The sequence below is a fragment of the Mycobacterium sp. SMC-8 genome, assembly GCF_025263565.1.
Taxonomy (GTDB): domain Bacteria; phylum Actinomycetota; class Actinomycetes; order Mycobacteriales; family Mycobacteriaceae; genus Mycobacterium.
Genome location: NZ_CP079865.1, coordinates 2,044,855 through 2,071,506 on the forward strand (window position 1 = coordinate 2,044,855; position 26,652 = coordinate 2,071,506).

Annotated in this window: 20 protein-coding genes and 1 tRNA gene; 11 read left to right on the plus strand and 10 right to left on the minus strand. The window is 66.3% G+C overall.

Going from position 1 to position 26,652, the window contains the following annotated elements; genetic code table 11:
- Positions 1–35 precede the first annotated feature (35 nt).
- Entirely contained in the window at positions 36–1,319 is a 1,284-nt protein-coding gene (locus KXD97_RS09970; RefSeq protein WP_260756562.1) for a hypothetical protein, read from the minus strand.
- A gap of 88 nt (positions 1,320–1,407) precedes the next feature.
- On the opposite strand from KXD97_RS09970, the gene KXD97_RS09975 reads away from it, so the two are divergent.
- From KXD97_RS09975 to KXD97_RS09990, 4 genes are read left to right on the plus strand one after another with little or no spacing between them, the layout of a single operon-like run.
- The gene (locus KXD97_RS09975; protein WP_260756563.1) at positions 1,408–2,853 is read left to right on the plus strand and encodes an MFS transporter; all 1,446 of its coding nucleotides are present in this window, start codon (positions 1,408–1,410) and stop codon (positions 2,851–2,853) included.
- A gap of 29 nt (positions 2,854–2,882) precedes the next feature.
- Positions 2,883–3,407 carry a hemerythrin domain-containing protein gene (locus KXD97_RS09980; RefSeq protein WP_260756564.1) on the plus strand — a complete coding sequence of 175 codons (525 nt, stop codon included), beginning with the start codon at positions 2,883–2,885 and terminating at the stop codon, positions 3,405–3,407.
- A gap of 47 nt (positions 3,408–3,454) precedes the next feature.
- Positions 3,455–3,949 (plus strand): protein disulfide oxidoreductase, encoded by a 495-nt coding sequence (locus tag KXD97_RS09985; protein WP_396884932.1) that lies wholly within the window; start codon positions 3,455–3,457, stop codon positions 3,947–3,949.
- Positions 3,950–3,953: 4 nt separating this feature from the next.
- A complete protein-coding gene (locus KXD97_RS09990; protein WP_260756565.1) occupies positions 3,954–4,805 on the plus strand; it encodes a cytochrome c biogenesis CcdA family protein in 852 nt (283 codons plus the stop codon).
- Here KXD97_RS09990 and KXD97_RS09995 read toward each other — a convergent pair.
- From KXD97_RS09995 to KXD97_RS10005, 3 genes are all read right to left on the minus strand, one after another.
- Positions 4,790–6,199 carry a selenium-binding family protein gene (locus KXD97_RS09995; RefSeq protein ID WP_260756566.1) on the minus strand — a complete coding sequence of 470 codons (1,410 nt, stop codon included), beginning with the start codon at positions 6,197–6,199 and terminating at the stop codon, positions 4,790–4,792. The two genes, KXD97_RS09990 and KXD97_RS09995, sit on opposite strands and share 16 nt — an antisense overlap.
- Positions 6,200–6,313: 114 nt before the next feature.
- The gene (locus KXD97_RS10000; protein WP_260756567.1) at positions 6,314–8,182 is read right to left on the minus strand and encodes a lipocalin family protein; all 1,869 of its coding nucleotides are present in this window, start codon (positions 8,180–8,182) and stop codon (positions 6,314–6,316) included.
- An 82-nt stretch (positions 8,183–8,264) separates the two neighbouring features.
- The gene (locus KXD97_RS10005; RefSeq protein WP_260756568.1) at positions 8,265–9,128 is read right to left on the minus strand and encodes a glycoside hydrolase family 16 protein; all 864 of its coding nucleotides are present in this window, start codon (positions 9,126–9,128) and stop codon (positions 8,265–8,267) included.
- A gap of 135 nt (positions 9,129–9,263) precedes the next feature.
- On the opposite strand from KXD97_RS10005, the gene KXD97_RS10010 reads away from it, so the two are divergent.
- The gene (locus KXD97_RS10010; RefSeq protein WP_260756569.1) at positions 9,264–9,758 is read left to right on the plus strand and encodes a peroxynitrite isomerase; all 495 of its coding nucleotides are present in this window, start codon (positions 9,264–9,266) and stop codon (positions 9,756–9,758) included.
- Here the strand turns inward: KXD97_RS10010 and KXD97_RS10015 are convergent.
- Entirely contained in the window at positions 9,677–10,885 is a 1,209-nt protein-coding gene (locus tag KXD97_RS10015) for a glycosyltransferase (protein WP_260756570.1), read from the minus strand. The genes KXD97_RS10010 and KXD97_RS10015 overlap by 82 nt on opposite strands.
- A gap of 175 nt (positions 10,886–11,060) precedes the next feature.
- Between KXD97_RS10015 and KXD97_RS10020 the strand changes: the two genes are divergently transcribed.
- Both KXD97_RS10020 and KXD97_RS10025 read left to right on the plus strand, forming a co-directional pair.
- On the plus strand, positions 11,061–12,026 hold the full coding sequence (locus KXD97_RS10020) for a Gfo/Idh/MocA family protein (protein ID WP_260756571.1): 966 nt from the start codon (positions 11,061–11,063) through the stop codon (positions 12,024–12,026).
- Positions 12,019–13,113, plus strand: a complete 1,095-nt coding sequence (locus KXD97_RS10025) for a zinc-binding alcohol dehydrogenase (RefSeq protein WP_260756572.1) — start codon at positions 12,019–12,021, stop codon at positions 13,111–13,113. Before KXD97_RS10020 ends, KXD97_RS10025 begins: the two co-directional genes overlap by 8 nt.
- Positions 13,114–13,177: 64 nt before the next feature.
- Here KXD97_RS10025 and KXD97_RS10030 read toward each other — a convergent pair whose 3' ends face one another.
- Positions 13,178–16,255, minus strand: a complete 3,078-nt coding sequence (locus KXD97_RS10030) for an AAA family ATPase (RefSeq protein ID WP_260756574.1) — start codon at positions 16,253–16,255, stop codon at positions 13,178–13,180.
- A gap of 81 nt (positions 16,256–16,336) precedes the next feature.
- Between KXD97_RS10030 and KXD97_RS10035 the strand changes: the two genes are divergently transcribed.
- The 3 genes from KXD97_RS10035 (at position 16,337) to KXD97_RS10045 (ending at position 21,865) form a co-directional block, all read left to right on the plus strand.
- A complete protein-coding gene (locus tag KXD97_RS10035) occupies positions 16,337–17,206 on the plus strand; it encodes a class I SAM-dependent methyltransferase (RefSeq protein WP_260756576.1) in 870 nt (289 codons plus the stop codon).
- A gap of 1,061 nt (positions 17,207–18,267) precedes the next feature.
- The gene (locus KXD97_RS10040) at positions 18,268–18,720 is read left to right on the plus strand and encodes a hypothetical protein (protein WP_260756577.1); all 453 of its coding nucleotides are present in this window, start codon (positions 18,268–18,270) and stop codon (positions 18,718–18,720) included.
- A gap of 1,498 nt (positions 18,721–20,218) precedes the next feature.
- Positions 20,219–21,865, plus strand: a complete 1,647-nt coding sequence (locus KXD97_RS10045) for an IS1634 family transposase (RefSeq protein WP_260756578.1) — start codon at positions 20,219–20,221, stop codon at positions 21,863–21,865.
- Positions 21,866–22,070: 205 nt separating this feature from the next.
- Here KXD97_RS10045 and KXD97_RS10050 read toward each other — a convergent pair whose 3' ends face one another.
- The 3 genes from KXD97_RS10050 to KXD97_RS10060 all read right to left on the minus strand — a co-directional run bounded on the left by KXD97_RS10050 (position 22,071) and on the right by KXD97_RS10060 (position 24,480).
- Positions 22,071–23,000: a hypothetical protein gene (locus KXD97_RS10050; RefSeq protein WP_260756579.1), complete on the minus strand. Its 930-nt coding sequence runs from the start codon at positions 22,998–23,000 to the stop codon at positions 22,071–22,073.
- 152 nt (positions 23,001–23,152) lie between these two features.
- Positions 23,153–23,226: transfer RNA gene (locus tag KXD97_RS10055), tRNA-Gly, on the minus strand.
- Between the two features lie 57 nt (positions 23,227–23,283).
- Positions 23,284–24,480, minus strand: coding sequence for a site-specific integrase (locus KXD97_RS10060; RefSeq protein ID WP_260756580.1), 1,197 nt, complete (start codon positions 24,478–24,480; stop codon positions 23,284–23,286).
- Positions 24,481–24,737: 257 nt separating this feature from the next.
- Between KXD97_RS10060 and KXD97_RS10065 the strand changes: the two genes are divergently transcribed.
- The gene (locus KXD97_RS10065) at positions 24,738–25,982 is read left to right on the plus strand and encodes an IS110 family transposase (RefSeq protein WP_105386664.1); all 1,245 of its coding nucleotides are present in this window, start codon (positions 24,738–24,740) and stop codon (positions 25,980–25,982) included.
- A gap of 11 nt (positions 25,983–25,993) precedes the next feature.
- On the opposite strand, the gene KXD97_RS10070 is transcribed toward KXD97_RS10065, so the two are convergent.
- Positions 25,994–26,635: a hypothetical protein gene (locus KXD97_RS10070; RefSeq protein WP_260756581.1), complete on the minus strand. Its 642-nt coding sequence runs from the start codon at positions 26,633–26,635 to the stop codon at positions 25,994–25,996.
- Positions 26,636–26,652: the final 17 nt, after the last annotated feature.

Sequence of the window (26,652 nt, forward strand, 5' to 3'; positions counted from 1 at the left end):
GTGTGCAGGTACATCTGCTCCCTCGGCGAAAACGATTACGGCAGCTGGACTTCCACCCGGGTGCCTGCCTTGCCGGTGCCGAAGAGGATCACAATGCTGCGTACGCCTTGGGCGCGGCTGGGCAGGAACTTGCGCACGGTGAGCGCGATCCGCCGGATCTCACCGGCGATCGCCTTTCGGCTGCTCAAATCTCCTCGTCCGTACTGAGGCAGAGGCACTGTCACCGACGTCGCCTTGGCTTGGTGCGCGTGTTCGAGCTGCTCGGCGAGGCTCAACGCCAGCGCCTGGGCGTCGGGATAGGTTTGCGCTTCCTGCTCCGCGGCGTCGCGGGCGTACCGCGCCGCGGTCTCCTCGGTGGGTCCCGCGGTCTCCAGGGCTCGCCGTGTTCTGGTCAGACGTACCCGCACATGTGAGGGAAGCAGGGCTTGCGGACTGACCTGCTCCTTGACTGCGCGTTCGATGCGGGTCACCACGTCGACCGGCAGCACCGGGCCCGCCGGTCGGGGTGTGCGCTGCCCGGGCGCGCGTCGGGCACCCTGCCATTCGATCTGCACGATGTTGGGCGTGACCGGCTCCTGCCGTGGCGACGGCGGACTCGGGGGCGCTGCCGATGGCTCCGGAAAGACCTGTACCCCAGGAATTCCCGTCACCTTGCGGAAGCCTTCGGGAAACACCTCGCGGCCGATGTGAGCGACTGCGGCGGTCGAAGGACGATTCGAGCAGAAGCTGCTGCCGGTGTGCTCGGGGGTCGGCGAGTACAGGTCGATGTGAGCGTCGAACTCGTCTCGCGATCGCGGTGATCCGACCGAGATGTGCAGGCTGTCGGATTTCGAGATCTCCCGCAGCGTGGTCTGTCCTTTGTGCAGGCTCGCGCCCACACCTTGGGCCATGCAGAACCGGCCGGTCGCCATGAGGGATTGGATCAGTGCGTCGCCGGACTGTGCGGTGAAGTACACCGCCGGTGTGACCCCGGGAACCCGAAGTGCGCGATCGGCGACCAGGAACGGCGCCTCGCCGGCGGTGACCTTGACGATCCGCCGGACCTGAGGCCACACTCCGTATCGGCACATCCGATTGAAGATCGCGGTCAGTGCGAAGCGGATGTCACGGTCCAGACCGTCGAACCATTCGGCAGGCCTGGTCACCGACGCGGACACCACCCGCCTGAGATCGGCCGGTTGCTTCTCGAAGCGGTCGAGCGAGACCGCCGAACAGTCGGTCGGCGCACCCTGAGGCTGCCCCAGGCCGGCACTGGTCATGACGTACATGGCTGGTCTCCTGCCGCATTCGCCGGCCGCGCGCGATGCGCGTCCGGTCATGACGCCATCTTTCGCGCCGGACAAGGTGTGTCGGCAGAGGTGACAGGGCAGTCTTTGGGGCATGTGTGCGGATGCGACGGGGCTGAGGATGGGCACGGCGGCGGGCCGGTGGGTGCTGCTGGCCACGGTGCTCGGATCCGGCCTGGTGATGGTCGACGGCACGGTGGTCAACATTGCGCTGCCGCACATCGGCAGCGACCTCGGAGCGGGATTCCGCAGCCTGCAGTGGATCGTCAACGCCTACACGCTCACACTGGCTTCGCTGATCCTGCTCGGCGGGTCACTCGGTGACCGGTTCGGGCGGCGACGGGTCTTCCTGATCGGCGTGGTCTGGTTCGCGCTGGCCTCGCTGGCCTGCGGCCTGGCTCCGAGCACCGAGGTGCTGATCGCGGCGAGAGCCCTACAGGGCGTCGGCGGTGCCCTGCTCACGCCCGGCAGCCTGGCCCTGATCTCCGCGTCGTTCCACCCCGGGGACCGGGCCGCGGCCATCGGCGCGTGGTCGGGTCTCGGCGGGATCGCCGGAGCCATCGGCCCGTTCCTGGGTGGCTTCCTGGTCGAGTGGAGCTGGCGCGCAGTGTTTCTCATCAACCTGCCGCTGGCTGTGATCGTGGTGGCGGTGACGGTTGCGCGGGTGCCCGAAAGCCGGAACCCGGAGGCTCCGAGGGATCTCGATCTCGCCGGTGCCGCGCTGGCCGTCGCCGGTCTGGGGGCGTTGACCCACGGGCTCACCGCGCTGGGAGGCGGCGATGTGAGCTTCGGGTCGGTGGCGAGCATCGGCGTCGGGGTGCTCGCCCTGATCGCGTTTGTCATCGTCGAGCGCCGATCCGACCATCCCCTGGTGTCACCGAAGCTGTTCGCCGACAGAAATTTCCGGGTGACCAATGCGATGACGCTGCTGATCTACGGTGCGCTCGGCGCGGTGTTCCTGTTGCTGGTGCTGCAACTGCAGATCGTGGCCGGCTTCAGTCCGGTCGCCGCAGGTACCGTGCTGCTGCCGTTCACCGCGGTGATGCTCGTCTTCTCGTCGCGTGCGGGAGCGCTGTCCAGCCGGATCGGTCCGCGGCTGCCGATGACGGTCGGCCCGTTGATTGCCGCAGTCGGCTTGTTGTTGATGATGCGGATCGATGCCGACGCGTCGTGGGTGTTCGACGTCGCACCCGCGGCCATCGTCTTCGGTGCGGGCATGGTGCTCGTCGTCGCGCCTTTGACTGCGACGGTGCTGGATTCGGCCCCGGAGAGCATGGCCGGATCCGCCTCCGGCGTGAACAACGCGGTGGCCCGGGCCGGTGGGCTGCTGGCGGTGGCCGTGCTGCCCGGGTTGGCCGGGATCAGCGGCGGGGACTACGCCGCGCCCGACGCCTTCGCGGCCGGCTTCCGCATCGCGGTGCTGATCTCGGCCGTGATGATGGTGATCGCTGCGGTGATGGCCGGCGTCGGAATCCGGCGCGCGCCGGCCGGCCATGCCGAGCGGATCGCGGTCGAGAACTGCACCCATTGCGCGCTTTCGGGATTACCCCCGCACCCGGTGGAGTAGGCAACCTCTGTGGCGGGTATCGACGGGTCATGGCCGACATCATCGAGCTCATCTACGCCGATCACGACTGGTTGCGCCGTCAGTTCTTCCGGCTCGACGACGCGACGACCACCGACGAACTCGCCGCGATCTGGGAGGTGCTTGGCCGGCGGCTCGACGCCCACGCCGATGCGGAGGAGAAAGTCTTCTACCCGGCGCTACTCAAACACGGCGGTCGTGACGATCCCGGTAATCCCGAGGGAGACCCCAAGGACGAAGCCGAGGACGCCATCACCGACCACAACGCGATCAGGGATGCGGTGCGGCAGTCGCGGCAGCACCAGCCCGGAAGCGAGCCGTGGTTCGAGGCTGTGCACAAGGCGCGCGCCGAGAACGGGTCGCACCTCGATGAAGAGGAACGCGAGGCGATGCCGGACTTCATCAAGAGCGCAACGCTGGAGCTGCGTCACGAGCTCGGGATGAAGTGGTTGCAGTTCTATGCCAGGCATGAGGAGATCAAAGGCGTCGACGCCACGGACAAGGACGCCGACGCGTACATCGAGAAGCATTCCTGAGTGCAGAGGTGTCGCACAGGCGTAGTTTGGCGACAGAGGAGCCGCTCATGATCCATCGATTTCTCCGTTTCGCGGCCGGCGTCGTCGCCGCGGTTCTCATGCTCGCGACGGTGAGCCCACCGACGGCGGTCGCTGACGATCGGCTCGACTTCACCGGGACCACGCTGGGCGGCGCGCCGTTCGACGGCGCGTCACTGCAGGGCAAGCCCGCGGTGCTGTGGTTCTGGACGCCGTGGTGCCCGTTCTGCAACGCCGAGGCGCCGTCGGTCAGCAGGGTCGCCGCCGCCAATCCGGGAGTGAGGTTCGTGGGCGTCGCCGCCCGTTCCGATGTCGCGGCCATGCAGGGTTTCGTGTCGAAGTACAACCTGAACTTCCCGAATCTCAACGATGCCGACGGTTCGATCTGGGCGCGCTACAACGTGCCGTGGCAGCCTGCGTACGTGTTCTACCGCGCCGACGGCTCGTCGACGTTTGTGAATAACCCGACGTCGGCCATGCCGCAACAGGAGCTGCAGGAGCGGGTGTCCGCGCTGGGCGCGTAACCGCGTGCAGCAGGATCTGGTCGGCCTGGCGTTCGCGGCGGGCATGGTGGCCGCGCTGAACCCGTGTGGGTTCGCGATGCTGCCCGCCTATCTCGCGTTGGTGGTGCGCGGGAGCGGCACCCGGGTTTCGACGGCGGTGGGACGTGCGGTTGCCGCGACGGTGGCGATGACGCTCGGTTTCCTCGTGGTGTTCGCCGTGTTCGGGTTGCTGACCGTTGCGCTGGCCTCCGCGGTGCAGCAGCACATTCCCTACGTCACGGTGGTCGTCGGTGTCGTGCTCGTGGCGCTCGGCGGCTGGCTGCTGTCCGGGCGCGCGCTGACCGTGCTGATGCCGGACCGGTTCACCGCCGGCCTCTCGGCTCCCACGGCGCGCCTGGGCTCGATGTTCGGGTACGGGGTGGGTTATGCGCTGGCGTCGCTGTCGTGCACGGTGGGACCCTTTCTCGCCGTCACCGGCGCCGGTTTCGGCACCGCCGGCGGACGGGCGTGGATCTATCTGGCCTATGCCGGGGGATTCGCGTTGGTGGTCGGCACCCTGGCCGTCGGCGCGGCCGTCGCGGGCTCCGCGCTGGCGGACCCTCTCAGGCGGATCCTGCCGTACGTCAACCGAATCGGTGGGGTTGTGCTGATCCTGGTGGGGCTCTACGTCGCGTACTACGGCTACTACGAGATCCGGTTGTTCGCGGGCGGCGACCCCGCGGATCCGGTGATCGCCGCGGCGGGACGGGTGCAGGGCGCCATCGCGGGCTGGGTGCACCGGCAGGGATCGTGGCCGTGGCTGCTCCTGCTCACCGCCGCGGCCGCCGCGTGGCTGATCAGACGGGTGTACGTCCGACGCGGTCAGCTGAAGCAGTAGGAGTCCGACGACGCGTCGCCGCCCTGCAGCCGGATCTGGTGGACGCGTAAGCCGCGGAACTCGTCGCCGTGCGGAAAAAAGTTCTGGTCGACGCTCATCCCACCGTCGGTGGGAACGTCGAGCTTGGCCATCCAGGCGCCGACACCGTCGGGGTAGAACTGGTCGTCCCACGCCCCGTAGAGCGAGTTGGTGAAGTACACCCGGCTTCCGTCGCGGCTGACCTCGACCATCTGCGGACCGCCGGCCAACGGCAGGTCGGGCATCGCGGGATGCGGTGTGCGGCCCACGATCCCGCCGAGCCGCACCGATCCGGTCTGTCGCGGGCTCGCGGGATCGGAGACCTCGAACTGCTTGAGTTCACCTGTGCCCCAACAGGACACGTAGAGGAACCGGTCGTCCACCGACAGATCGATGTCGGAGATCAGCGGCGGCACCGCGCCGAACGGCTTGAGCGCGGGAGGCAGGAGATCCGGGTCGGCGGGCTCGGCCGCGACGGTGATGACCTTCTCGACCTTCCATTCGTCGCCGTCGCGGAACCAGCGCCACACCGACCCAGACAGGTCCTCGGTGGAGATCACGACGCCGACGAAGCCCCACGTGGCGTCCGGGTCGTGGGACGGGCGCACCTCCAGCACCATCTGGTGCTGCGGGCCCAGCTCGACACGCTGCAGATGCCGGCCTGTGGCGAGGTCCCAGAAATGAAGGGCATGGCCATACTTGTTGCCCAGCAACAGTTCCGGCACGATGCCGTTCTCGATCATGGACGGGCTGCCCCATTCGCTGGAGATCAGCACGTTCTGGTTCAGGTGCCACCAGGCGTCGTAGTGGAAGTGCTGCGGCCCGCGATCGGTCTCCCAGGCGCGCAGCACGTCGAACGTCGTGTGGTCGAGCAGCGCGATCCCACCTGGTCCGTCGTCGTCGCCTTGCGGCCCACCCAGGCAGGTCAGGAAGACGCCGTCGGGACCGCAGTGCAGTGTGTGCGGACGCGAGTATCCGGCCTGTGCGGACAGGTTTGCCGCGTCGATCGTTTTGACCAGCGCCGGGGTCCGCGGATTCGGCTGGGTGTCGAATACGTAGACGTTGGACGAGCGCAGCCCGGGAACCAGGAGATGCCGGCGGGCCAGGCCGTGCATGTCGTGGCCTTCGTGCTTGAGGGCACTGCTGCAGGCATTCCAGCCGAAGTGATGCAGTTCGTCGCCGAGACCGGCAACGTCGGTCCAGCCGACCACCTGCCCGTAGGTGGCCGACGCCGGATCGACGTCGACGACGGTCATGGCGTCGGGTTTTCGGGCGGCGCGATCGAAAGCGACCACGTAGGCCAGCTTTTCGTCGGGAGCGGCCGCCGCCTCGGCGGCGGTCCGGTAGAACGTCGGATCGATGGACGGATGAGCCATGTGGCACCTCCCCGATGGGGCCGCTGTGCAGAGCGTAGTCCCGGCTGTCGATCTCAATGACGGTTTCGGGCCGAAAAGCTAGCAAACTTGTTGAAAGCGAACGTATCTGGTCGTTCACATTCTGGAGCGCGCGCGTGCCCGCCGACCCTGCGCGGGCTGCCGCGTCGGTGTGATCCGTCCCTTGACGCCGTAGACCGATGCCCGGTCCAGCAATTCCCGGTAGAAGTCCTCCGACACGACAGCGGTGCGGCTGAGCAGGAATCCGCTCAGGCCGGTGGGATCGCTGACGACGGCCCACCGGTAGTCGGGATCCAGATCGACGATCCAGTAGTTGCCCGGGGGCCGCGCCGAAGCGGGGCCGAAGAACCGCACGTTGAGCTTGTTGTTGGTGGCGTCGACCGGCAACGCGGAGCCGACGATCGAGGACTTCGGCCCGTTGTCGACGAAGTAGTTGCCGGAGTTCTCGACCCTGACCGACCCGTCGGGGTTGAGGCTGTACACGGCTTTGGTGTTGACCAGGCCGATGGAGAAGAACTGTTTGACGCTGCCCACCTCGAACCAGGTGCCCAGGTAACGGTCGAGATCGACCACCGGCGGGGGAGCGAGCACGATCGCGGCGGCGTCGCCCATCACGATGTACTGGTCGGGGGCGCCGTAGATGCCGGTGCCGTCGGTCGGGCCCAGACCCTGATACAGGTCGTTGATCCATCCGGTGGCCAGCGTGTAGACCGCCTGCGTGTTGCCCGGCGGGGAGAACCCGCTCACCAGCTGGGCGAGGAGGTCGAACAGCGCATTGCCGCCGATCAGCGAGTCGGCGTGTGAGCCCCCGGCCAGGGTCACCCCGACGAATTGACCCGGCCGGGCGGCGACCAGCTCTTTGGTGGACGCTCCGAACGAATTCCAGGGCTGCGGCGGCGCGGCGATCTGGTAGACGGGCACGAACGGGTCGTCGAGCTTGGCCAGCGCCGAGGGCAGGCGACCGCTGAAGGAGAAACCGTCGAACATCATGACCCCGCGGAGGCTGCCGTTGCCGAGCGGGTCCTCGGCGTAGTAGCCGCCGACCGCCGTGGCGAAGCCGCCGCCCGCCGACTGGCCGGACATCACGAACGCCTCCGGGAGGACGCCCAGATAACCGGCTGCGTGGGCGCTGGAGGTCAGCGACGTCCGAGCGCCGAGGAACATCGTCGCGACGGCCTCCTGCATCGGCGCACCGTTGATGCAGGAGGCCGCGCACGCGAGGGGGAACGACGACAAATTCGGCGCGACCACAATGCTGTTGGTCTGCTGTGACAGCGTCTTTGCCAGCTTGGACACCGCCGCCTTGTTGCCGAGGAAGCCGTGCTGGAGCCAGACGACGCCGGTCGCCGCGACCGAACCGTCGCTCTGGGTCGGCAGATACCAGTCCGCACGCGTCCTGTATCCGTTGCGCCCCACCGGAATCGTCAGAGCCGCACGTCCGGTTTTGACGCCGGTCACCACCGGGTTGGCGGCAGCCGCGGTGATGGGCGCGGGCTCATTCGTTTCGGCCTCGGTGGTTTCGGGCCCGGTCGTTTCGGCTGGTTCGTCGCCGACATCGGTGACGTGAGCGGCGGGCTCGGCGCCGTCGGCATCCTCGGACTGCGCGTTCTCGACCTCGGTGTCGACGTTCGTCGAGGAGGTCGACCGCGATCGCGCCGGCGGGTCCTCCGACAGGGCCGATTCGCCCCCGACGTCCTCATCGAGGTCTTCGTCGGCGTCAGTCGCGGAGGTGACCGGGCGTTCCGCCGACGAGGGAACCTCTGCAGGATCGGACGGATCGGCGGGGCTGTCGGCGGCTTGCGGATCGTCGGCGCGCTCTGCCGATGAGAGCTTTGACGGGGCGGACGAATCGTTGTCTGTCGACGTCTCGGTGTCGGCCGAGGCGACGCCCTGTCCTGCGCCCAAGGCGAGTCCCGCACCGGCAGCCAGGGTCCCCAGCCAGAGCGCCCACCGGGTCGAGGTCACGGGCGGACGATAACCGCCGTTCGACGACGATTGGCGCGAATTGTCGGCAACGTCAGCGAGAGGTCATTTTTTTTGCAAGCCGTCAGAAGACTCGGATCCAATCGACGAGCATTTCCGCGGGGTAGTTGCCCCCGGCGGGCTCGCGGCCGCCGGAGCCGCCCACGGCGATGTTGAAGACGGGCGCCATCGTGAACCCGGGATCGTTGAACGGCCAGTCCGGCAGCGAGTTCGACGGCACGGTGAAGAACGGCTCCATGCCCGGCTCCCAGTCCTTCCAGAAGTACATGCCGGTGGGGAGCCAGGTCATTCGCCAGGTGTGCCAGTCGCCGTCGATCGAATGCTTGTGGGTCTGGAACATCGTGCCGTCCAGTCGGGCGTGCACGGTGCTGCCCGAAGGCCAGTCGCGGTTGCCGTACCACTCCACGATGTCGATCTCACCGCCGCGCACCGGGTTGTCGTTGATCAGCCAGAACGCCGGCCAGGCCCCGTCGGTCAGGCAGTTGAGTTTCATGCGGGCTTCCCACGTCGTCCCGACCCCGCCGCGCCAATTGCCGACGATCTTGGCGCTGGCGTACTTCTCCTGGATGTTGGCGCCCTCACCGCGGGTGGCGCGGATGACCAGATTGCCGTTCCCGTCCTGGAAGACATGCTCCTGGTCGGTGACGTAACGGCCCATGTTGAACGGCTTGTCCCACTCGTGCGGGTTCCGGATGGTCTCGCGGACCGGCACGATGAACCAGGACGCGGGATCCGGCGGTGCGCCGGCCGGTCCGTTGAACTCGTCGGCCCACAGCAGGGCGGGCACGGCCGCTTGTGGGAGCCCCGCCCCGCCCGGTCCCGGAGGCGGCGCGTCGCCGATCGCCGGCTGGGCGCCGGCCTTGGGAAGCGGCAGGGCGGCAGCGGCCATCCCGAACCCCAGTGTCAACATTGCGCGGCGACGATCCATGCTTGGCACCTTCGAACCGTAGAACAAATTGGTGCGCTTTGGTCGGGACAACCCGCCGATATCGCCGGGAATCGAGTCGGCCACGGCGTCGCAAAGTCCCCGGCATCGGACCGGTCGCCCTCCTATCCTGGGCTGATGGCCATTGCGGAACTGCATCCCGACGTGGCCGTGCTGGCGCCGATGCTAGGCAGCTGGAAGGGCACGGGGACGGGCGATTACCCGACGATCCAGTCGTTCGACTACCTCGAAGAGGTCACGTTCGGACACATCGGCAAGCCGTTCCTGTCGTATGTGCAACGCACACGCGCTGCCGACGACGGTCGGCCGCTCCATGCCGAGACCGGTTATTTGCGCACGCCCGCGCCTGGCCGGATCGAATGGGTCCTCGCGCATCCGACGGGCATCACCGAGATCCAAGAGGGAGAGCTGAGCGCCGACGGCGACACGTTGCGCATCGATCTGGTCTCCAGCGCGGTCGGCCGTTACTCATCGGCGAAGGAGGTGTCGGCCGTGGGCCGCTCGCTACAGGTCCGTGGCGACACCCTCACCTACACCGTGCGGATGTCGGCGGTGGGACAGCCACTGCAACACCATCTCTCCGCCGAACTGCGCCGCGCCGCGGCACGGTAGCCGTCGATGCAGCGCTCATACAACGCGAGATATGCCCTGACCATGACCGCGGGGGCGTAGCGACGTTCGGCCGCTTCCCGGCAGCGGGCGGGATCGATCGCGTCAACAGCACTGACGAGCCGGCCGAGTGTGGCTTCGTCACCGAAGTCGGCGAGTAGACCGGTACCCGGCTGGATCAGTTCGGGCAGACATCCACGGCGGAATCCGACCACCGGCGTGCCGAGGGCGAGCGATTCGATGACCGCGGTACCGCCCGGCTCCTCCCAGCACACCGGAAACAAGGTCGCTCGGGCAGTCGCGACGAGGTGATCTCGCTCCGTTCCCATCGTGCTTCCGATCCACTGCACCCGGTCACCGTCGACATACGGCGCGACCGCTTGTCGCCAGTACCGTACGTCGGCGTATCGATCCGCATCCGGGTCGGCATCGATTCCTTCGGGCGCGGTGTAAGGCCCGACCGGTCCGGCCAACACCAGCTGCCAGCCGAACCGCTGGGCCAGGCGCGCGGCGATGTGCTGTCCCTTGTTGGGCGTGACCCGTGCGACGAGGACGAGGTGCTCGTCCTTCTGCGGTGCGGTTCGGTGGGTCGCGCCGTCGGCGAGCGGTGTGGCCAGATGCACGTGCCCGAGGCTGTACGAGCGAAGCTGCTCGGGCGCGCGGCGCATCTGCGAGGCGGAGACGCCGTTGATCCCGAAGCACCCGTGTCCTTCGAAAGCGTTGTAGAACGCCGCATGCTTGGCCAGGTCCCAGTGCAAGGTGTGCAGAACGGGGGGCCTGCCGAGCCCCATGGCGGCCAGCATGCTCGGGCCGAAGACCTCCATATGGTCGTGAACAATGTCGATGTCCGACCGGCATCGCAGTTCTTCGGCGATGCGCTGCATGTGTGCCGCGGCGATACCGACGACGTCGTTGTAAGGCTCGGCGAGGTGGCCGAACTGCGGCTCGTCGAATACTGCGATCTGTTCGTCGACGTCGATGGTGCTGCGGCCGACGGTTGCCAGGACGACGCGGACCCCTTGCCGGCGAAGCTGCGGTATGAGCGTGGCGACGATGTTTTCGATGCCGCCGTATCCGTCCGGTGGGACCGACAGCCACGGCCCCGCGTTGATCAGCACCGTCGAAGTCATGGCCGTGGGAGCCTCGTGTCGCGCCTCCGGGTCGATCCCGGTGCGGATGTGCCGATCGCCGGCGCGCGCATAGCACCATGTACCCCTTGCGTGCGCGTCAAATCCTCCACGGGCGGGGTAACCGCGACAACCTAGGGGTACTCGTGCTCCGTCGCCGAAGGCGGGAGATCAGGCCGTGAATCGCTGCAGGGTGGGCTTCGTCGGTGCCGGCGGTGTGGCTACCCGCCACGCACGCCACCTCGCCGGATTCCCCGACGTCGAGATCGTGGCCGTCACCGACCACGACGCGGCAGCCGCGCAGACTCTCGCCGGCGCCACCACCGCCCGCGACCTCGAGGCGCTGCTGGACCGGTCACCGCACGCGGTCTATGTCTGTGTTCCGCCGCATGCTCACGGCGTCATCGAGGAACAGGCGCTCGCCGCCGGGACGGCGATGTTCGTCGAGAAACCGCTGGCGCTCGACCTTCCTACCGCGCAGCGGATCGCCGACGCGGCGCGCAGAAGCGGCGTCGTCACCGCGGTCGGCCATCACTGGCGCTATTCGCCGGCGGTGGCGCAGGTCCGGGAACTACTCGACGGGCGAGCCGTTCGACTGGTTGCCGGGTCATGGATCGACCGGGTGCCGCCGGTGTCGTGGTGGAGCAGACGAGCACTGTCGGGCGGTCAGATCATCGAGCAGGCGGTCCACGTCTTGGACCTGATTCGCCTGCTGTGCGGCGAAGTCGTCGAAGTGACGGCCTACGCGAACGCCGCGCCACCGTGTGTTGCCGAGGCAGACGTCGACGCAGCGACGGTGGCGATCCTGAGGTTTCGTTCCGGGGCGGTCGGAACCGTGGCCGCGGCATGCTGCTTGAAGTGGAAACAGTTGGCGGGCCTCGACATACACGCCGACGATGTATCGGTCACGATCCACGAGGACTGCGTGATCGCACGGACCGCCCACGGGCCGGTGCAGCGCAGCCTGCGGCCCGATGACGCCAAGCGCGCCGCCGACCGTGCGTTCGTGGATGCCGTGCTCGGTGACAGAGCTGCCCGCAGCCGCATCCTTGTCGACTACGACGAGGCCCTCCAGACCCACCAATTAGCCTGCGCCATATCGACTTCCGCCTTAGAGCGTCGGACCGTGAGACTCGATGACTGACCGCCGCTACACCGTCGTAGTCGAGCGTCGCGGTGAGGTCAGGCTCCGGGACGAGCCGTCGCCGGGGCCTGTACGGGAGGGGCAATTCGACGTGCAGACCGCGTTCAGCGGGCTGTCGACCGGAACGGACCTCAGCTGGGTGAAGGGCTCTAATCCAGCGCTGCACAGGCGGTGGGATCCGGAATTGGGACTGTTCACGCCAGGAGAACCGGACGCCGGCTACCCGATCGACAAGTTCGGCTACATGCAGGTTGGGCTGGTGACCGAGAGCGTCAGCCCGGCCGTGGCCCCGGGTGACGTGGTGGCCATGACCTACGGTCACCGCAGCGCGTATCGCGCAGATGCGCTGACGGACCGATTCGTCAAAGTACCCGACACGCTAGAGCCGGTGTTAGGGATCTATGTCGCTCACATGGGCCCGATTTGCGCGAACGGCCTTCTGCACGCGGCCGCCGACATCCATGGGACCGATGTGCGTGGGCTGGGCGACGGCGTCCAGGGTCGCCGCGTCGTCATCACCGGCGCCGGTGTCGTGGGCCTGCTGACCGCGTTGTTCGCCCGGCTCCACGGGGCCGCGTCAGTCGTGCTCGTCGATCCCACGCCGTCACGTTGTCAGGTCGCGGGCAATCTCGGTTTCGAAGCGCTCAATCCGCGCGACGTCGACCCGGCGGCCGTACTCAAGAGCCGGTGGCGCCACGGGGTCGGCGACCGCGGCGCCGATGTGGTGTTCCAGTCTCGCGGTCAGGACAGCGCATTGGCGATGGCTCTGCGGATTGTGCGCCCTCAGGGCACGGTCATCGACATGGCGTTCTACCCGGCCGGATGCGAAAACGTGCGCCTGGGGGAGGAATTTCACCACAACGGTCTGAGCCTGCGCTGCGCGCAAATCGGTCGGGTACCGCGCGGGACCACCCATATATGGGACCGAGATCGGCTCAGCGCCGAAACCCTTGCGCTTCTCGCCGTGGCGGGCGACAGCATCGCCGAACACATCATCACCGACTACGAACCACTGTCCGAGGCGCCGGAAGTCCTCATGCGGCTGGCCGGTAGCCGACACGACGGCCTGCAGGTCGTGTTCACCTGAGGGGTGAACGCGGGTTCACACTGGATTTGGAACCAGTGGACCGCCGCCTCGGATCGCGTGTTCGTCAGCCGTCCACCTGCCAGCGAGCTTCACCGCGGTAGCGGCACCGGATTCCGGTGACCAGGTTCTGGTCCAGATGCGCGGCGGCGTGCGGCAGCACCGGCTCAAGGCGGCGCAGAGCGTCGCGAATCCGGCCCGCGACGGCTTTACGGGCGCGCTCTGCGGGGTTGTTGGCGAAGGAACGCTGCCGTCCGCCGAAGCCCGTGCCCGTGCGGAGTTCTGCCACCAGCGCATCGTGCTCCTCGTCGATCCTGGCGAGGCGGCTCGCGTCACCTATCAGCATCGCTTCCTCACGCAGATCGGCGAGCGCGGCGAGTCTGCGGCGGTACTCGCTGGCAGCGCGGTGGTCGTGGATCTGGCCGGCATCGTCGGACGTGACCCCGGCTGCCATGAGATCGAGAACGTGTACCTCCACACCCGGTTGCCGCACCAACACGGCGATGTCATGCATGCCCTTGCAGTCCCGAACGACGGCGGTCTGCCCGTCGTAGGTCACCTCCCAGTCGAGGTCTCGCCTGCGCAGCGCGCGGGTGGCCGGCGTCGCGCCGTCACGTTGTGCCGCCTCGAGGTCGGTGCGTGCCTCGGCCAGCGTCCAGGCGCCGAGGCGCTCGTATACCCGGCATGCCTGCGCCAGAAGGGATTTCGCCCGGTCCGGCTGCCCAAGTGCGGCGGCGAGCCGGCCGGCGGTGTGCGCGTGACTGCCGGCGAAGGCGACAAGTGCGCCGTTGACCCCGCACGAATCGGCCAGCGGCTCGAGCTCGGTCAACAGCTCCTCACACAGGACCCGCTCGTCCACCGCGACAGCGGCGACAGCGAGCTCGCGAACGAACACCGACCAGAGGTAGGACCGCTCGGCCCGCCAGGTCCCGAGGTCCTGTACCGCCGAGACGTGGCGGCTGGCGGCGTCGAGATCGCCCGCCCTGGCGTTGAAGCCCGCGGCGACCGCATGCGCGTGCACCGGAGCGCCGGTCCAGTGCCTGACGGCTTCGTCGGCGAATGCCACCAACTCGGTCGGCGCCGCACGAGCCCGGACCAGCTCGAGGCGCTGGGACATCCGCACGTTGTGCGTGTCGGGCTCGCCTAGTCGTTCGCCCAGCGCGACGGCGGTGTCGATCAGCGAGTCGGCTTCCTTTAACTCTCCGTGCAGCAGTGCGCGGAAGGCCCGTCGTGTCGCCACCGTGTATCGGTGGCGTAACTGTCCCTGTTGTTCCAACAGCGCCAGGCACTCGTCGAGGGTGGCGTCGAAGGAGACGCGTCCGTTCTCCAATAGCGCGTTGGCGTGCAGCAGCAGCATTTCGGCCAAGCGTTCGGCGTCACCGCTGCGGCGGGCCAGGCCGACGAGTTCGACGGTCACCTCGGCTCTTTCGGCCGCGGCACCCGGTGTCCACAGCACGTCGTGGCGGGCGAGCAGGCAGTCCGCGAGGACTTCGGAGTCGCCGGTGGTCCGCCCGAGGGTGAGTGCCTCCTCGGCGAACTCCCGTGCCCGCGTTCGTTCCTCGGCGACCGAGTGTGTGAGCTGGCGGGCCAGCGCCGAAGCCAGTTTGGCCCGCAGAGCCGTCTCGGCATCCGGTAGAGCGTTCAACGCGTCTTCGAGTTCCGCGGTGACCTCGTCCCGGCGCGTCGCGAACTGCGAGCCCAGTCCGACCGCGGCCAACGCGACCAACGCGCTCGCCCGGGCGTCCCCACCGTGGCGCGCTGTCGTCCTGGCCTGCGCAAGCAGGTCGCGAGCCTGGGCTGCGCGGCCGTCGCGGGCCAACAGGTCCGTTTCGGCAAGGAGCACTTCGACCAGCACGCCGGCAGGCGGGACCACCGCGGCGTCGGCAATCGCGCCGCGCAGCAGCCGCAAGTGCTCGGCCGCCTCCGCGAGGGCGGACGAGGTGCGGTCCGCGTGTGCGGCGCGGAGAGCCCATCTCACGGCTTCGTCGATTCCACCGATTCCCACTGCGAAGCGAAAGTGCCGGGCGACTTCCGAGGCAGCCACGCCGGCAACTCGTTCGGCGCGCGTCGCGAGTGCCCGGCCCACCGCCAGGTGCAGTGAGGGGCGCTCCGCTGGTGCGACCCCCGCCGCAAGAACCTCGCGGTAAAGATCATGCGCGAAGCGTGTCCCGTCATTGGTGCTGGTGAGGACGCCGGCGGCCACAGCCTCGGCGAGCGCCTGCTCAACCTCGGCACGAGCGCAGCCCAGAGTCGCCGAGACCACGTCCGGCAACACGACCGGTCCGGCGAGCGCCGCGACCCCAAGCACGCGTGAGGTCCGCGGGTCCAGACGACGGGCTCGGCGGTCGATCGCCTCGCGGATCGCCGACGGAATGTCGTTGGCCGGTGAACCGTCGGCGGCCGCGAGGGCGAGTTCCCGGAGGAACAACGGGTGCCCGCCGGCCCGTCGGAGCAGGGTCGACACCTCCGGGTCCGCCAGCGGCTTCCCGGTCAGCAGCGTCGCCAGCTGAGCGGCCGCCTCGCGGGCCAATGGTCGGAGTCTCACGTGCTCCGCCCGGGCGCTCACGGAAGTCAGCCGTTCCGCCAACCTGTCTTCGACATCGTCGTGCCGGTAGGCCCCGATCACGCTCACCGAAGACGGCCACGCAGCCGCGGCCGCGAGCTCCAACAGCTCGAGTGACGAGTCGTCGGTCCACTGAAGGTCGTCGAGCACAACGATTAGGCCGCGATCGGCGGCCAGCGTCTGAAGCCACGTCAGCGTTGCGTCGAGCATCAGCATGCGTCCGCGGCTGGAGGACTCGACGCCCGCAGGTTCACCCAGAGCCGAGGCGACCGTTGCGACCAGGCCGAGATCCGGTCCGGCTGCGGCGCGGGCGGCATCCACGCCGACCCGTCGCACGACCCCGTTGAGCGCCTGCGTCCATGGCCAAAAGCCGGGCGCTGCACCGCCGTACAGGCAAGTGCCCCAGCCGACGACGCACTGAGACGGTGAGCGCAGCGCGGCTCGCAACAACGACGTCTTACCCATCCCGGCGGAGCCGGTGACCAACACCACGCGACCCTCACCGCGTTGGGCCCCTTTGACGACGCGGCTCACCTCGTCAAAGGCGACCTCGCGTCCGAAAAGAACCTGCGCACCGGTCACCCATCCATTGTTGCCGTCCGTGGGCTGGCAATCTGCCAGAACGCTTCTTCCGCCTTCTTTGCACAATCTGGCGCCTTAAGGGTGAGAGCAAAACCGTTCGAGGAGGACGACATGAACTTCGACCCGATTCAGTACAAGGAAACGACGCGTCGGCAGTGGGAAGAGGCGGCCGAGGCGTGGCACCGCTGGGGACCGGTCCTCGAGGACTGGCTGGGCGAGGCGACTACGCGCATGCTCGATGCGGCAGGGGTCGGCGCCGGCAGTCGGGTCCTCGACGTCGCGGCGGGAGCGGGCGGCCAGAGCGTTGCCGCGGCCCGGCGCGGTGCCCACGTCGTGGCCACTGACATTTCGCCGACGATCCTGAAGTACGCCGAGAAGCAGGCCGCCGAACAGGGCCTCGCACTGGACACCGTGGAAGCTGACGGGGAGCGACTCGCGGACCGGGTCGGTGGCGGGTACGACGCGGTGGTATCCCGCCTCGGCCTGATCTATCTGCCCGATCAGCGCAGTGCTGTGGCCGGCTTCCGCGAGGTTCTCGCCGACGGCGGCCGCGTGAGCGTGGTGGTGTACTCCACGCCGGCGCGGAACGGCTTCTTCGCCGGACCGGTGTCGGTCATCCGCGCCCGCGCCGGCCTACCGGCACCGGCGCCGGGCCTGCCGGGGCCCTTCAGCGTCGGCTCGCCCAGCGTGCTGGCGGACCTCCTGACCCAGGCCGGATTTCACGACGTGACAGTCGAGACGCTGGATGCTCCTCTCCGGCTCGCGTCCGCGGCGGAGTGCCTGCGGTTCGAGCGCGAGTCGTTCGGGGCGCTGCACCAGATGCTGGCTGGGGTCCCCGCAGACGAGCGGGAGGACGTCTGGGACGAGGTGCACCAGGTGTTGCGCCAGTACCAGGCCGATGACGGGTTCGTCGGCCCGTGCGAATTGCTGATTGGGTCAGGGACGCGATGACTGCGCGTGCTGGCGACGTCAGTGTGAAATCGACTCAGCGACAACGATATTCTGCCGGATATTGGACGAACCATGAATACGCGCATCAAAGTCCGGACCGTGGTCGGGATGAAGCTGCTGCCGCGTCCAGTGATCGTTCGGAACGAACAGGAGTCGTCGTGAACACACGTCGTACGGCAGCGCTGAAGGTCACGGTTGTTGCCATCGACACGAGCGGGGCCGTCTTTGCCACCTCTGCCGGACCCGCCGGCGCATACGCAGTTCAAACCCGAACGGTACTGGTCTCGCCTGCAGCTGCCCCGCGGACACGGTTTGGCGCAGCCAGTGTCAAGGGCCGGCTTTCGTGGAGCCGGTGACGGGAATCGAAGCCGCGTATCCAGCTTGGGAGCTGTTTCGGTGTGTATTCAGCAAACGTCACGCCTGATCGACGCGTTGCATGCCACCGAGCCTGACAGCCTAATCAGTCTTGATAGGTGCGATGATCCGTTTGCAGTGGTCCTTGATCAGCTGAAAGAAAGATGGAACAAAGAAAATGTAGACGGGAGCATGACGGGAGCAAGTGCCGCGAAGCCAGCAAAGTCGAACGGATGATTGTCGATTGGTGGCATGCTCGGCGGCGGTTGTCGGTACTAGGTCCTACTTTGAGGGTCACATGTTGTCCGTAGAAAGGGAGGGCAGCGATGGCAACGCGATACGGGCAGCCCCATTTTGATCCGGCACAGCCGTGCAAAGCGCCTGGGTGCGAAGGTCGGATAGTGGTCACGCCGAACGAAACGACTGTATTTGGTGGAACTGTCGTTCCCTTAGGCAATGAGCGCCGCTGCGAGAACGGTTGTCAGTCATGGCAGAGCGGAACTAGCGGATGGTGAGGCGCTGTGCCCCCGGGTAAACGGTCAGCGGCCAAGCCGTCCATAGCGGAAATAGCCGCCAAAGCGGCAGTTGACGCGGCCGTGCCATTCGGCGGGGCTATCAACACACTCATATCAGGGTTGCAGGAGCGGCGTAGAAACGCCGCTGAGCATTTCCTGGGCGCTGCGTCAGAGCGCGTCGGGTGGGACAACATGCTGGCGATCGTCGAACGCAATCCGGAAGTGGAAGCTCTGCTGTGGCTCGTACTGCAGGCCGTCATGGCAACTGGTGTAGAAAGCAAGCGGCTACTGATGCAAAAAGTCATCGAGAACGCGATGACAAGCGACGAGCCGATCGACCCCGAGCAGACCCGTGCAGCGGCGCTTGCCGAGCTTGACGCGCCACACATCCGAGCGTTGGTGCGCCTGATCGAAGCCGAACGCTTGGATATTCTGGACAGCAACTCGGCCGTCGACAAATTTCTAGCCGCGCTGAAGCAGGAGCCAATTCCGATTCTTGCGACTCTGGTGCGTAACGGAGCGCTATACCCTGGCGCTACCCGCCAAGGCCGCGAGCGTGACGACAAGCAGTACGTGTCGCCTGGCGTGACCCCGTTCGGCTACGAACTGATCGACGACCTCAGGGATTTCGGCTGGCGCGACTAGCGCCCCGTGTACTTGCCGAGCCTAACGTCCGCGGTGGGCGTGCCGGTTGGTTAGCGCCACCAATCGTTGACCAGCGCTTCGGCCGGATCGACCGCGGCGATAGGTATTTGGTGTCTTTCCTTTTGCGGTGTTCATGGTCGCGGTGTGTGCGGTCTATCCGATGGTCGGGTTACCAATTGTCGGTGGCGCGGTCATCGCCCACGGTGCTATCCGCAGACAGCGCCACCACAACGCCTTGGCCGAACGTGCAGAGCTCGACGACCCACGGGCTGCACAGCTCGTTGCTCAACCGCTGCCGGATATGCCGACCGTGCCGCTACGCCGATGAGTGCCGCCGTCACCCTGACCTATGACGCACGTCGCCGACGCTTCGCACCGGCGTGCACGCGCGGGTGGTGAGGCGACACCGACAACCTGGGCCGCGTTGCGCAGCCCGTGAGCGAGCACATTCGGTTTTGCGTCGGGACACGGGCGAAGAGCACGAAGCGTCCCGCGAGGTACACTCCCGACGCTTTCGCACGCGGCGACGAGCCATCGCAGTCACGCACTCGCCGGCTCCTCACCGACGCCGAACGGACCGAGGTCGCACAGCTGTACAGCAGCGGCGATTACACACGTACTGCACTTGCCAAGCACTTCGATGTCGGCGTGGCACAGATCCGCGATGCGATCGCCGAATACGCGGCAACAGAACAGGACTGACGATGGCCTACGTACAGAAGCGCAAATGGCCAATCGGCACGGTGACCTATAACGCACGGTGGATGAACCCCGATGGCTTGGAGGAGGGTAAGGGCGGCTTCAATACCAAGAGGGCCGCTGAGGGCGACCTCGTAGCGGAGGTGGAGCCAAGACTTCGGCGCGGACGTGGGTTCGATCCGAATGCGGGCATTCGGTGGCCTTCCGTGATGTGGCCCAACAGTGGTTGAGTTGCCGGCGGGATAAATGAAGCCGAGCACGCTGGAGAATTACAGCCTGGCGTTGCGACCGAAAGCGCAAAAGCGCGGTGATGGAGAGACATTGGGTATCGACGCGACGTTTGGCGGATATCCGATCGATGCGATCACCCGCGACGGCATACAGCAGTGGGTGCAAGAGATGATGGACGCTGACAAGAGGCCGTCGACTGTCCGACATGCATACGGAATAGTCAAATGGTCTCGGACAAGCGGTTGCCGATGGACGACTTGATTCGAACCCGCTAAGGCCACTCGCACAAGCGTCGCAATATTGCTGCCGGACAACACATTTCACGCGCTACGGCACACCTACGCGAGCCTGATGATTGCCGCCGGACGGCCGATGCCCTCGGCTAATGGGCCACGCCCACCCGCACACGACGACGCGGGTGTCCGCCCATCTAATCAACACCGATGACCATTCAGACCTGAGTTGGGTCACTTTGGTCAGTTTTGTAGGGTGGCGGTGTCTTGAGCTGGGGTGATGTCTCCGCTTAGTGCCCCTGCTAGGCACTAATTTGGGTCAGTAGGCTGCCTGGATGGTGTGGATTCGGCGGGTGCGCACGGCCTCGGGCGCGACCGCGGTCCAGATCGCCGAATCCGTCGATGGCCGCCGCCGGATCGTGCGCCATGTGGGCTCTGCGCGTGATGACGCCGAGCTGGGTCTGCTGCTCGAGGAGGCCCGCCGGCTGTTGGCCGATGACACCCAAGGCGAGTTGGATCTGGGGATCACGCCGAAAGCCGTTCGGGCCCATATGGTTCCACCGCCAGCTGGCATGCTGTTCACCGAGGATGGTGGAGAATCCGCAGTACGGGAGTTGGTGGTGCGGCCGCGGGTGCTCAAGAGCTGCAGCGGGCTGCTGTATGACGCCCTGGCGCAGGTGTATGCCAGCCTGGGGTTCGACGACGCGGTCGGCGATGAGGTCTTCCGTGACCTGGTCATCGCCCGGGTGGTCGAGCCGACCAGCCTGCTCGACGCCGATCGGGTCCTCGCCGAGCTGGGACGTACCTCAGCGTCACTGTCGACCCGCAAGCGCACCCTGCGCCGTGCCCGCGGTGGTGGTTACCGCGACCAGATCGCCGCAGCGTGTTTCGCCCACGCCCGCACCGCCGGTGATGTCAGCCTGGTGCTTTACGACGTCACGACCCTGTATTTCGAGGCCGACAAGGAAGACGACCTACGCCGCGTGGGGTACTCCAAGGAACGCCGAGTGGACCCGCAGATCGTGGTCGGGCTGCTGGTCGATCGGTGCGGATTCCCCTTGGAAATCGGCTGTTTCGAAGGAAACAAGGCCGAAACTCTGACGATCGTGCCGATCGTGAAGGCATTCCAAGCCCGCCACGAGATCACCGACATTGTCGTCGTCGCTGATGCGGGCATGCTGGCCAGCGGCAATCTGCGCGAACTTGATGAGGCAGGGTTGCGGTTCATCGTCGGATCGAGGGTTACCAAAGCGCCCAACGATCTGGCCTCGCACTTCCATTGGCACGGCGACTTCTTCACCGATGGCCAGATCATCGACACCATCACCCCACGCGATCGACGCGGCACCGCGACCAAGACCAGCGACCCCAAGCGCAAAGCCGAGCCCGTCTGGGATCCGGCGACCCACACCAAGTCCTGGCGGGCGGTGTGGGCGTACTCGACCAAACGCGCGGTGCGCGACACCAAGACGCTCAACCTGCAGGAGAACAAGGCCCGTGCGGTCGTCGCCGGCGAGAAAGCCGCGCGGGTACCGCGGTTCATCAAGAACTGCAACGGTTCCCAAGAATTTGACGAGGCGTCGTTGCAGCGCGCCCGCCGCTTGGTCGGGCTCAAGGGCTACGTCACCAACATCGACGCCGCACTGATGCCCGCGACCGAAGTGGTCGCCAGCTACCACGACCTCTGGCACGTCGAGGCGTCCTTCCGGATGTCCAAATCCGACCTCGCTGCCCGGCCCATGTTCGCCCGCGCCCGCGACGCCATCGAAGCCCACCTGACCATCGTGTTCACCGCCCTGGCCGTCAGCCGCGAAGTCCAGACCCGCACCGGCCTGTCACTGCGCCGATTCCTACGCACCCTCAAACCCCTGCGATCAGCCACCATCGACCTCAACGGCGTCATCGCCACCTACCCGCCAGCCCTAAACACCGAGGTCAACGCAATCCTCAACGCACTGAACGCCGAGAATTCAAGGCACTAAGCCAAATGACCCAACTCGGGCCTGATGATTGCCGCCGGACGGCCGATGCCCTCGGCTAATGGGCCACGCCCACCCGCACACGACGACGCGGGTGTCCGCCCATCTAATCAACACCGATGACCATTCCGACGCGATGGCCGCCCTTGACGCCCGGGCGGTCCGCGCCGGTCGCACCGGCCGCCACAAACGTTGTGTCGTTGCGCCGTTATCGCTTCTTGCGCTTTCCAGGTCTGCGACCCGTCGGCTTCTTACCTGGTTTTGGGTTGGCGATCGTGACCCGCTTCCGGCCAAGTGCGGCGTCATTCATCAGATCGTCGATGCGATCGAGGCGCGCCACGAGGTCGGTGTTGCTTGCGACCGCGATCGAGTCGGTGGGCGGAACAATCGCTAGCGGCCACATTGGAGTGACCAGCGCTTCGAGCTCAGCGGCGAAGCCGAAGAGCTTGTCGGCAATGCTGTAGAGGTGCTCGGCCTTATCGCTGATGCAGGTCGGTTCCTTCCCGCCGCGGTAGTACCGGCCCGACCAAAGCTCTCCAGAATCGAAACCTGCAAGCCACCAATTGCTGTGCACAACGTTGTTCCGGATGTCTCGGAGGCGCTCCTTCTCGGCAGCCTCTAAGAGTTTCGCCACGCGCTGTGCGAGGTCTGACGGGTCGGCCTCGCACAGTTTAGAGATTTTGGTGTGAAGAGGATTCCAGTCAGCTGGCACGTCTTTGCTCGCGAGATCCCGGTTCGTGCCGCCGGTTAATGAGACGAGTACCTTCTTCAGTGCCATCTCGACATGTCCGCCCGCGACGGTGACGGCTCCGACTGCAGAAAAAAGCCGACGCTGGTGCTTGCAATCGGCATCCGCGTACCTGTGCCCGGTTACGCGTACCGGCCGCAAAGACGCTAAGTCAAAAGCCTGATCTTCTGGACCCACGGGCGGCACTAACGTGAAACTTGCGCCTCGCGATACGCCTTCGCCATGCTGCAAGTTGAACGGGACCGATTTGCCGGGTACATAGCCCGTCGGAATTACCATCTTCTCGTCATGTTCATAGATGCGGTGCTTAACGTGCGAAGCGAGCTCGTCATCGGTGAAGTCAGCGGCGGTCGCGATGGGAATCTCGTGCCCGTCGATACGAAAGATCATGCGCAGATGCTTCCAGAGAGCCCCGACAGCCCAGCAGGCACTTTTTGGCCGCCCGCGAGGGCAAGCACGAATCTGACGCGTGCAAGACAAGTGAATAGAGATTTGCGGCGCACCCGAAGGGTCGCAGAAAACGCTCTGATCAGCGTAAACAGTGGAGCCGATGACGGGAATCGAACCCGCGTATTCAGCTTGGGAAGCTGATGTTCTGCCATTGAACTACATCGGCGCGGTGCCTTTGACCTGCACGGACGGAAACGATAGCAGACCGCTGAGATCCTCAGTGTCACGACGATGTCACAACCCGCTCGAAACTACTTGCGGCCGACTTGAGCGCGTCGGGCTGGCTGTGCGCGTAGATGCGCAGCGTCACAGATGCGTCCGCATGGCCGGCCCAAGCGGCGACGACTGGCACGGGCACGCCGTCAAGCAGCATCTTGGTCACGGCCGTGTGCCGGCCGCCGCCGTGCAACTTGATGTGTCGCAGCCCCGCGGCCTTCACCGCCGTCGCCCACATCTTCGACAGCACCGCGGGGCTGTACGGCTGGCCGACCTCGTTGCTGATGATGTATCCGAAGTGCTCGCCCCTGCCGCCGAGACCGAGTGCCAGCCGCTCGGTGGCCTGACGGGTATGGGCTGACCGAAGCGCCGCGACCGCCCGCTCCGGCAGCGGTAGCGTCCGCTCGCTGGCGGCCGTTTTGGTGTCACCCTCCACTGTCTTGCCGGCCGCCACGGTCCTCGTGTTGACGATCCTCATCGTCCGGGCCGTGAGGTCGACGTCTGACCACCGCAGCCCGCACAGTTCACCGCGCCGTAGCCCGAGCGCGGCCAGCTCGTAGAAGTGAGCCAAGCGGTCGTCGGCTACATGCGCGAGCAGTTGCGCGACCTCGGCATCGGTGTAGGTGTCGACGTCCTGGCGGCCGACCCGCATCGGCTTCACCACCTCGGCGGGATTGCGGCTAATCAATCCCTCGGCATGTGCAGCAGCCAGCGCGACCTTGACCGTCTGAATCACCTTGTTGACCGCGACCGGCCCCCACGGTTTACGCTTCCGGCCGTTGGGTGTCTTGCTGCCGCCGGCAACAAGCTCACGGACCAGAGCGTCAATGTCGGCCTTCGTGATCCGCTGCAACGGTGTATCGCTGTACTTCTGACTGAACGCGGTCAGGTCGTATCGCAGCTTCGCCAGCGCCGTTTCCTTGAGGTCGTGGCGGCCGTTGGTGTAATCCTCGCAGAACTGTTTGACCGTAAGCACCGAGCGCGGCACGAAGACGTCCTTCGCGGCCTGGTCGCCGATTTCCGAGAGAGCGTCTCGCGCTTCTTTCTCGGTCGCGTAGCGGCGACGGACCTGGCGGCGCTTACCCGTCTGGATGTCGTGTCCTGCGTCCACCGTAAGCTGGTACCGCACAACGGTTTTGCCCTGTTTACGGTCTTGAACTTTGATCTTCCGAATCTGCGGAGGTAACTGCTGACGCTTGCTCACTGGTGCACCATCCTTGTGTCGGTGATCTTGGATGGATTGCCGATGCACCCGAGGTGCCGCTGATCTATCGCCCTGCTCGCTCGACACATTCGATGTCCAGCATGAGTTCTGCGGAGGCCAGTGGTTACCCGGGGCGCGTTGACCGTCGACAGGGCTATGCGCCACCGAGCGCCGCTCAGTGAGCGAACCGGCAGTCGTGCCCCGGAACCTGCACATAAGGGTGCCTCCCCACTGGGCTTAGCAGCGAGGAGGCTGTCATGAAGTCTGCCCGAAATACCCTGCCAACGGAACCCACCAATGGGCTCACCTGTGGAATCGACTGGGCCCGCGATGATCACGCGGTCTCGATCGTCGATGCCAAAGGCCGCGAGATCACCCGCAAAACGATCGGTCACCACGCCGTTGGGCTGCGTGATCTGCTCACCACACTGCAGCGCGTCGGTGTCGGAGAAGTCGCCATCGAACGCCCCGACGGTCCGGTTGTAGATGCCCTGCTCGAGGCCGGGATCACCGTCGTGGTGATCAGTCCCAACCAGGTGAAGAACCTGCGCGGGCGCTACGGATCGGCCGGCAACAAAGACGACCGCTTCGACGCGTTCGTCCTGGCCGACACCTTGCGCACCGACCGGACCCGGCTGCGGCCCCTGCAGCCCGACAGCCCGGCCACCGTCGCCCTGCGTCAGACCTGTCGAGCCCGCAAAAATCTGGTCGCTCACCGCGTGGCGATCGCCAACCAGCTGCGGGCTCATCTGATGATCGTCTTTCCCGGCGCGGTCGGGCTGTTCGCCGATATCGACTCGCCGATCAGCCTGGCCTTTTTGGCCCGCTTTGACTGCCAGGACCGCGCCGACTGGCTCTCGGTCACCCGGATGGCCAACTGGCTGGCCAGCGTTGGCTACAGCGGCCGCACCCACGCCAGTGAACTGCACCGACGACTCACCGCCGCGCCTCGCGGCGCCACCGGTATCGACGGTGCCACCATCACCGCGACCTTCGTCGAGGTGTTGAGCACTGTGAGCGCCCAGATCAAAACCCTCGACCAGAGCATCGCCGAGCAACTCGACGCTCACGCCGATGCTCATATCTTCACCAGCCTGCCCCGCTCGGGCACCTTCCGTGCCGCCCGACTGCTCGCCGAAATGGGCGACTGCCGCGCACGGTTCCCCACCCCCGAATCGCTGGCGTGCCTGGCCGGAGTCGCCCCCTCCACCCGCCAGTCCGGGAAAGTCAAACACGTCGGATTCCGCTGGGCTGCAGACAAACAACTCCGCGACGCCGTATGCGATTTCGCCGGTGACAGTCGTCGAGCCAACCCCTGGGCTGCCGATCTCTACAACCGCGCCCGAGCCCGCGGACACGACCACCCCCACGCCGTGCGCATCCTCGCCCGCGCCTGGCTCTACATCCTCTGGCACTGCTGGCACGACGAAGTCGCCTACGATCCCACCCAACACAGGGCCCTCCAAAAGCTGATCAACCAGGATCAACCCAGGGCGGCTTGACACAGGGCAACTCATGCCCTGGCCCTTCCCTGTTTGGTCGGCGGCAACAGCCCACGTTCGCGCGCCTGCTTAACGTAATCGGTTGCCTGACGGTGCTTTACGCCGAACGTGCGCGATACGGCTTCAGTTGGCGCGTGTTCAATATTGTCGCGGTAGACCGTTGCCACCTGCTGCAAGAACGCCGTGTTGATAACCCGCTTGCCGGACCTTCGCCGTTCGATGTCCTTGCGGATGATTGAGGCAAGCTCTCCGTGATCGTCGGTGGCCGCCGAAATGGACACCTGGTCCATCGTCTCGTCGTAAACAACCTCGTAGACGAAGATTTCGTACAGCCGGATGAAGGATTCCAAGTCACTGTCACGAAAGTCGATAGGGCGAATCTCGCGCGAGTTCTCGCCAGCAACAAGGGAAATAGCCACAATTCTCGGGGTCTGATTACGTAATTCAATGCGCACTGTCAGATCAGGCTCGTCGTAGCCGGGGACGTCAACGGTCAGCCATTCCGGCATATACAGGCTTTCGCCCAGGTGCGTCCGCGGGCCGACGGTGATCCGGTAGTTGAGAACCTCAATCGATTCGCCGTCGCGCGCCATTACCTCCCTCAAGGCGCGCTTGAGCGGCGTGCCCCTGCCTCGCTTGAACTGGTCTTTCATCGACGCTCGCTTCTGCT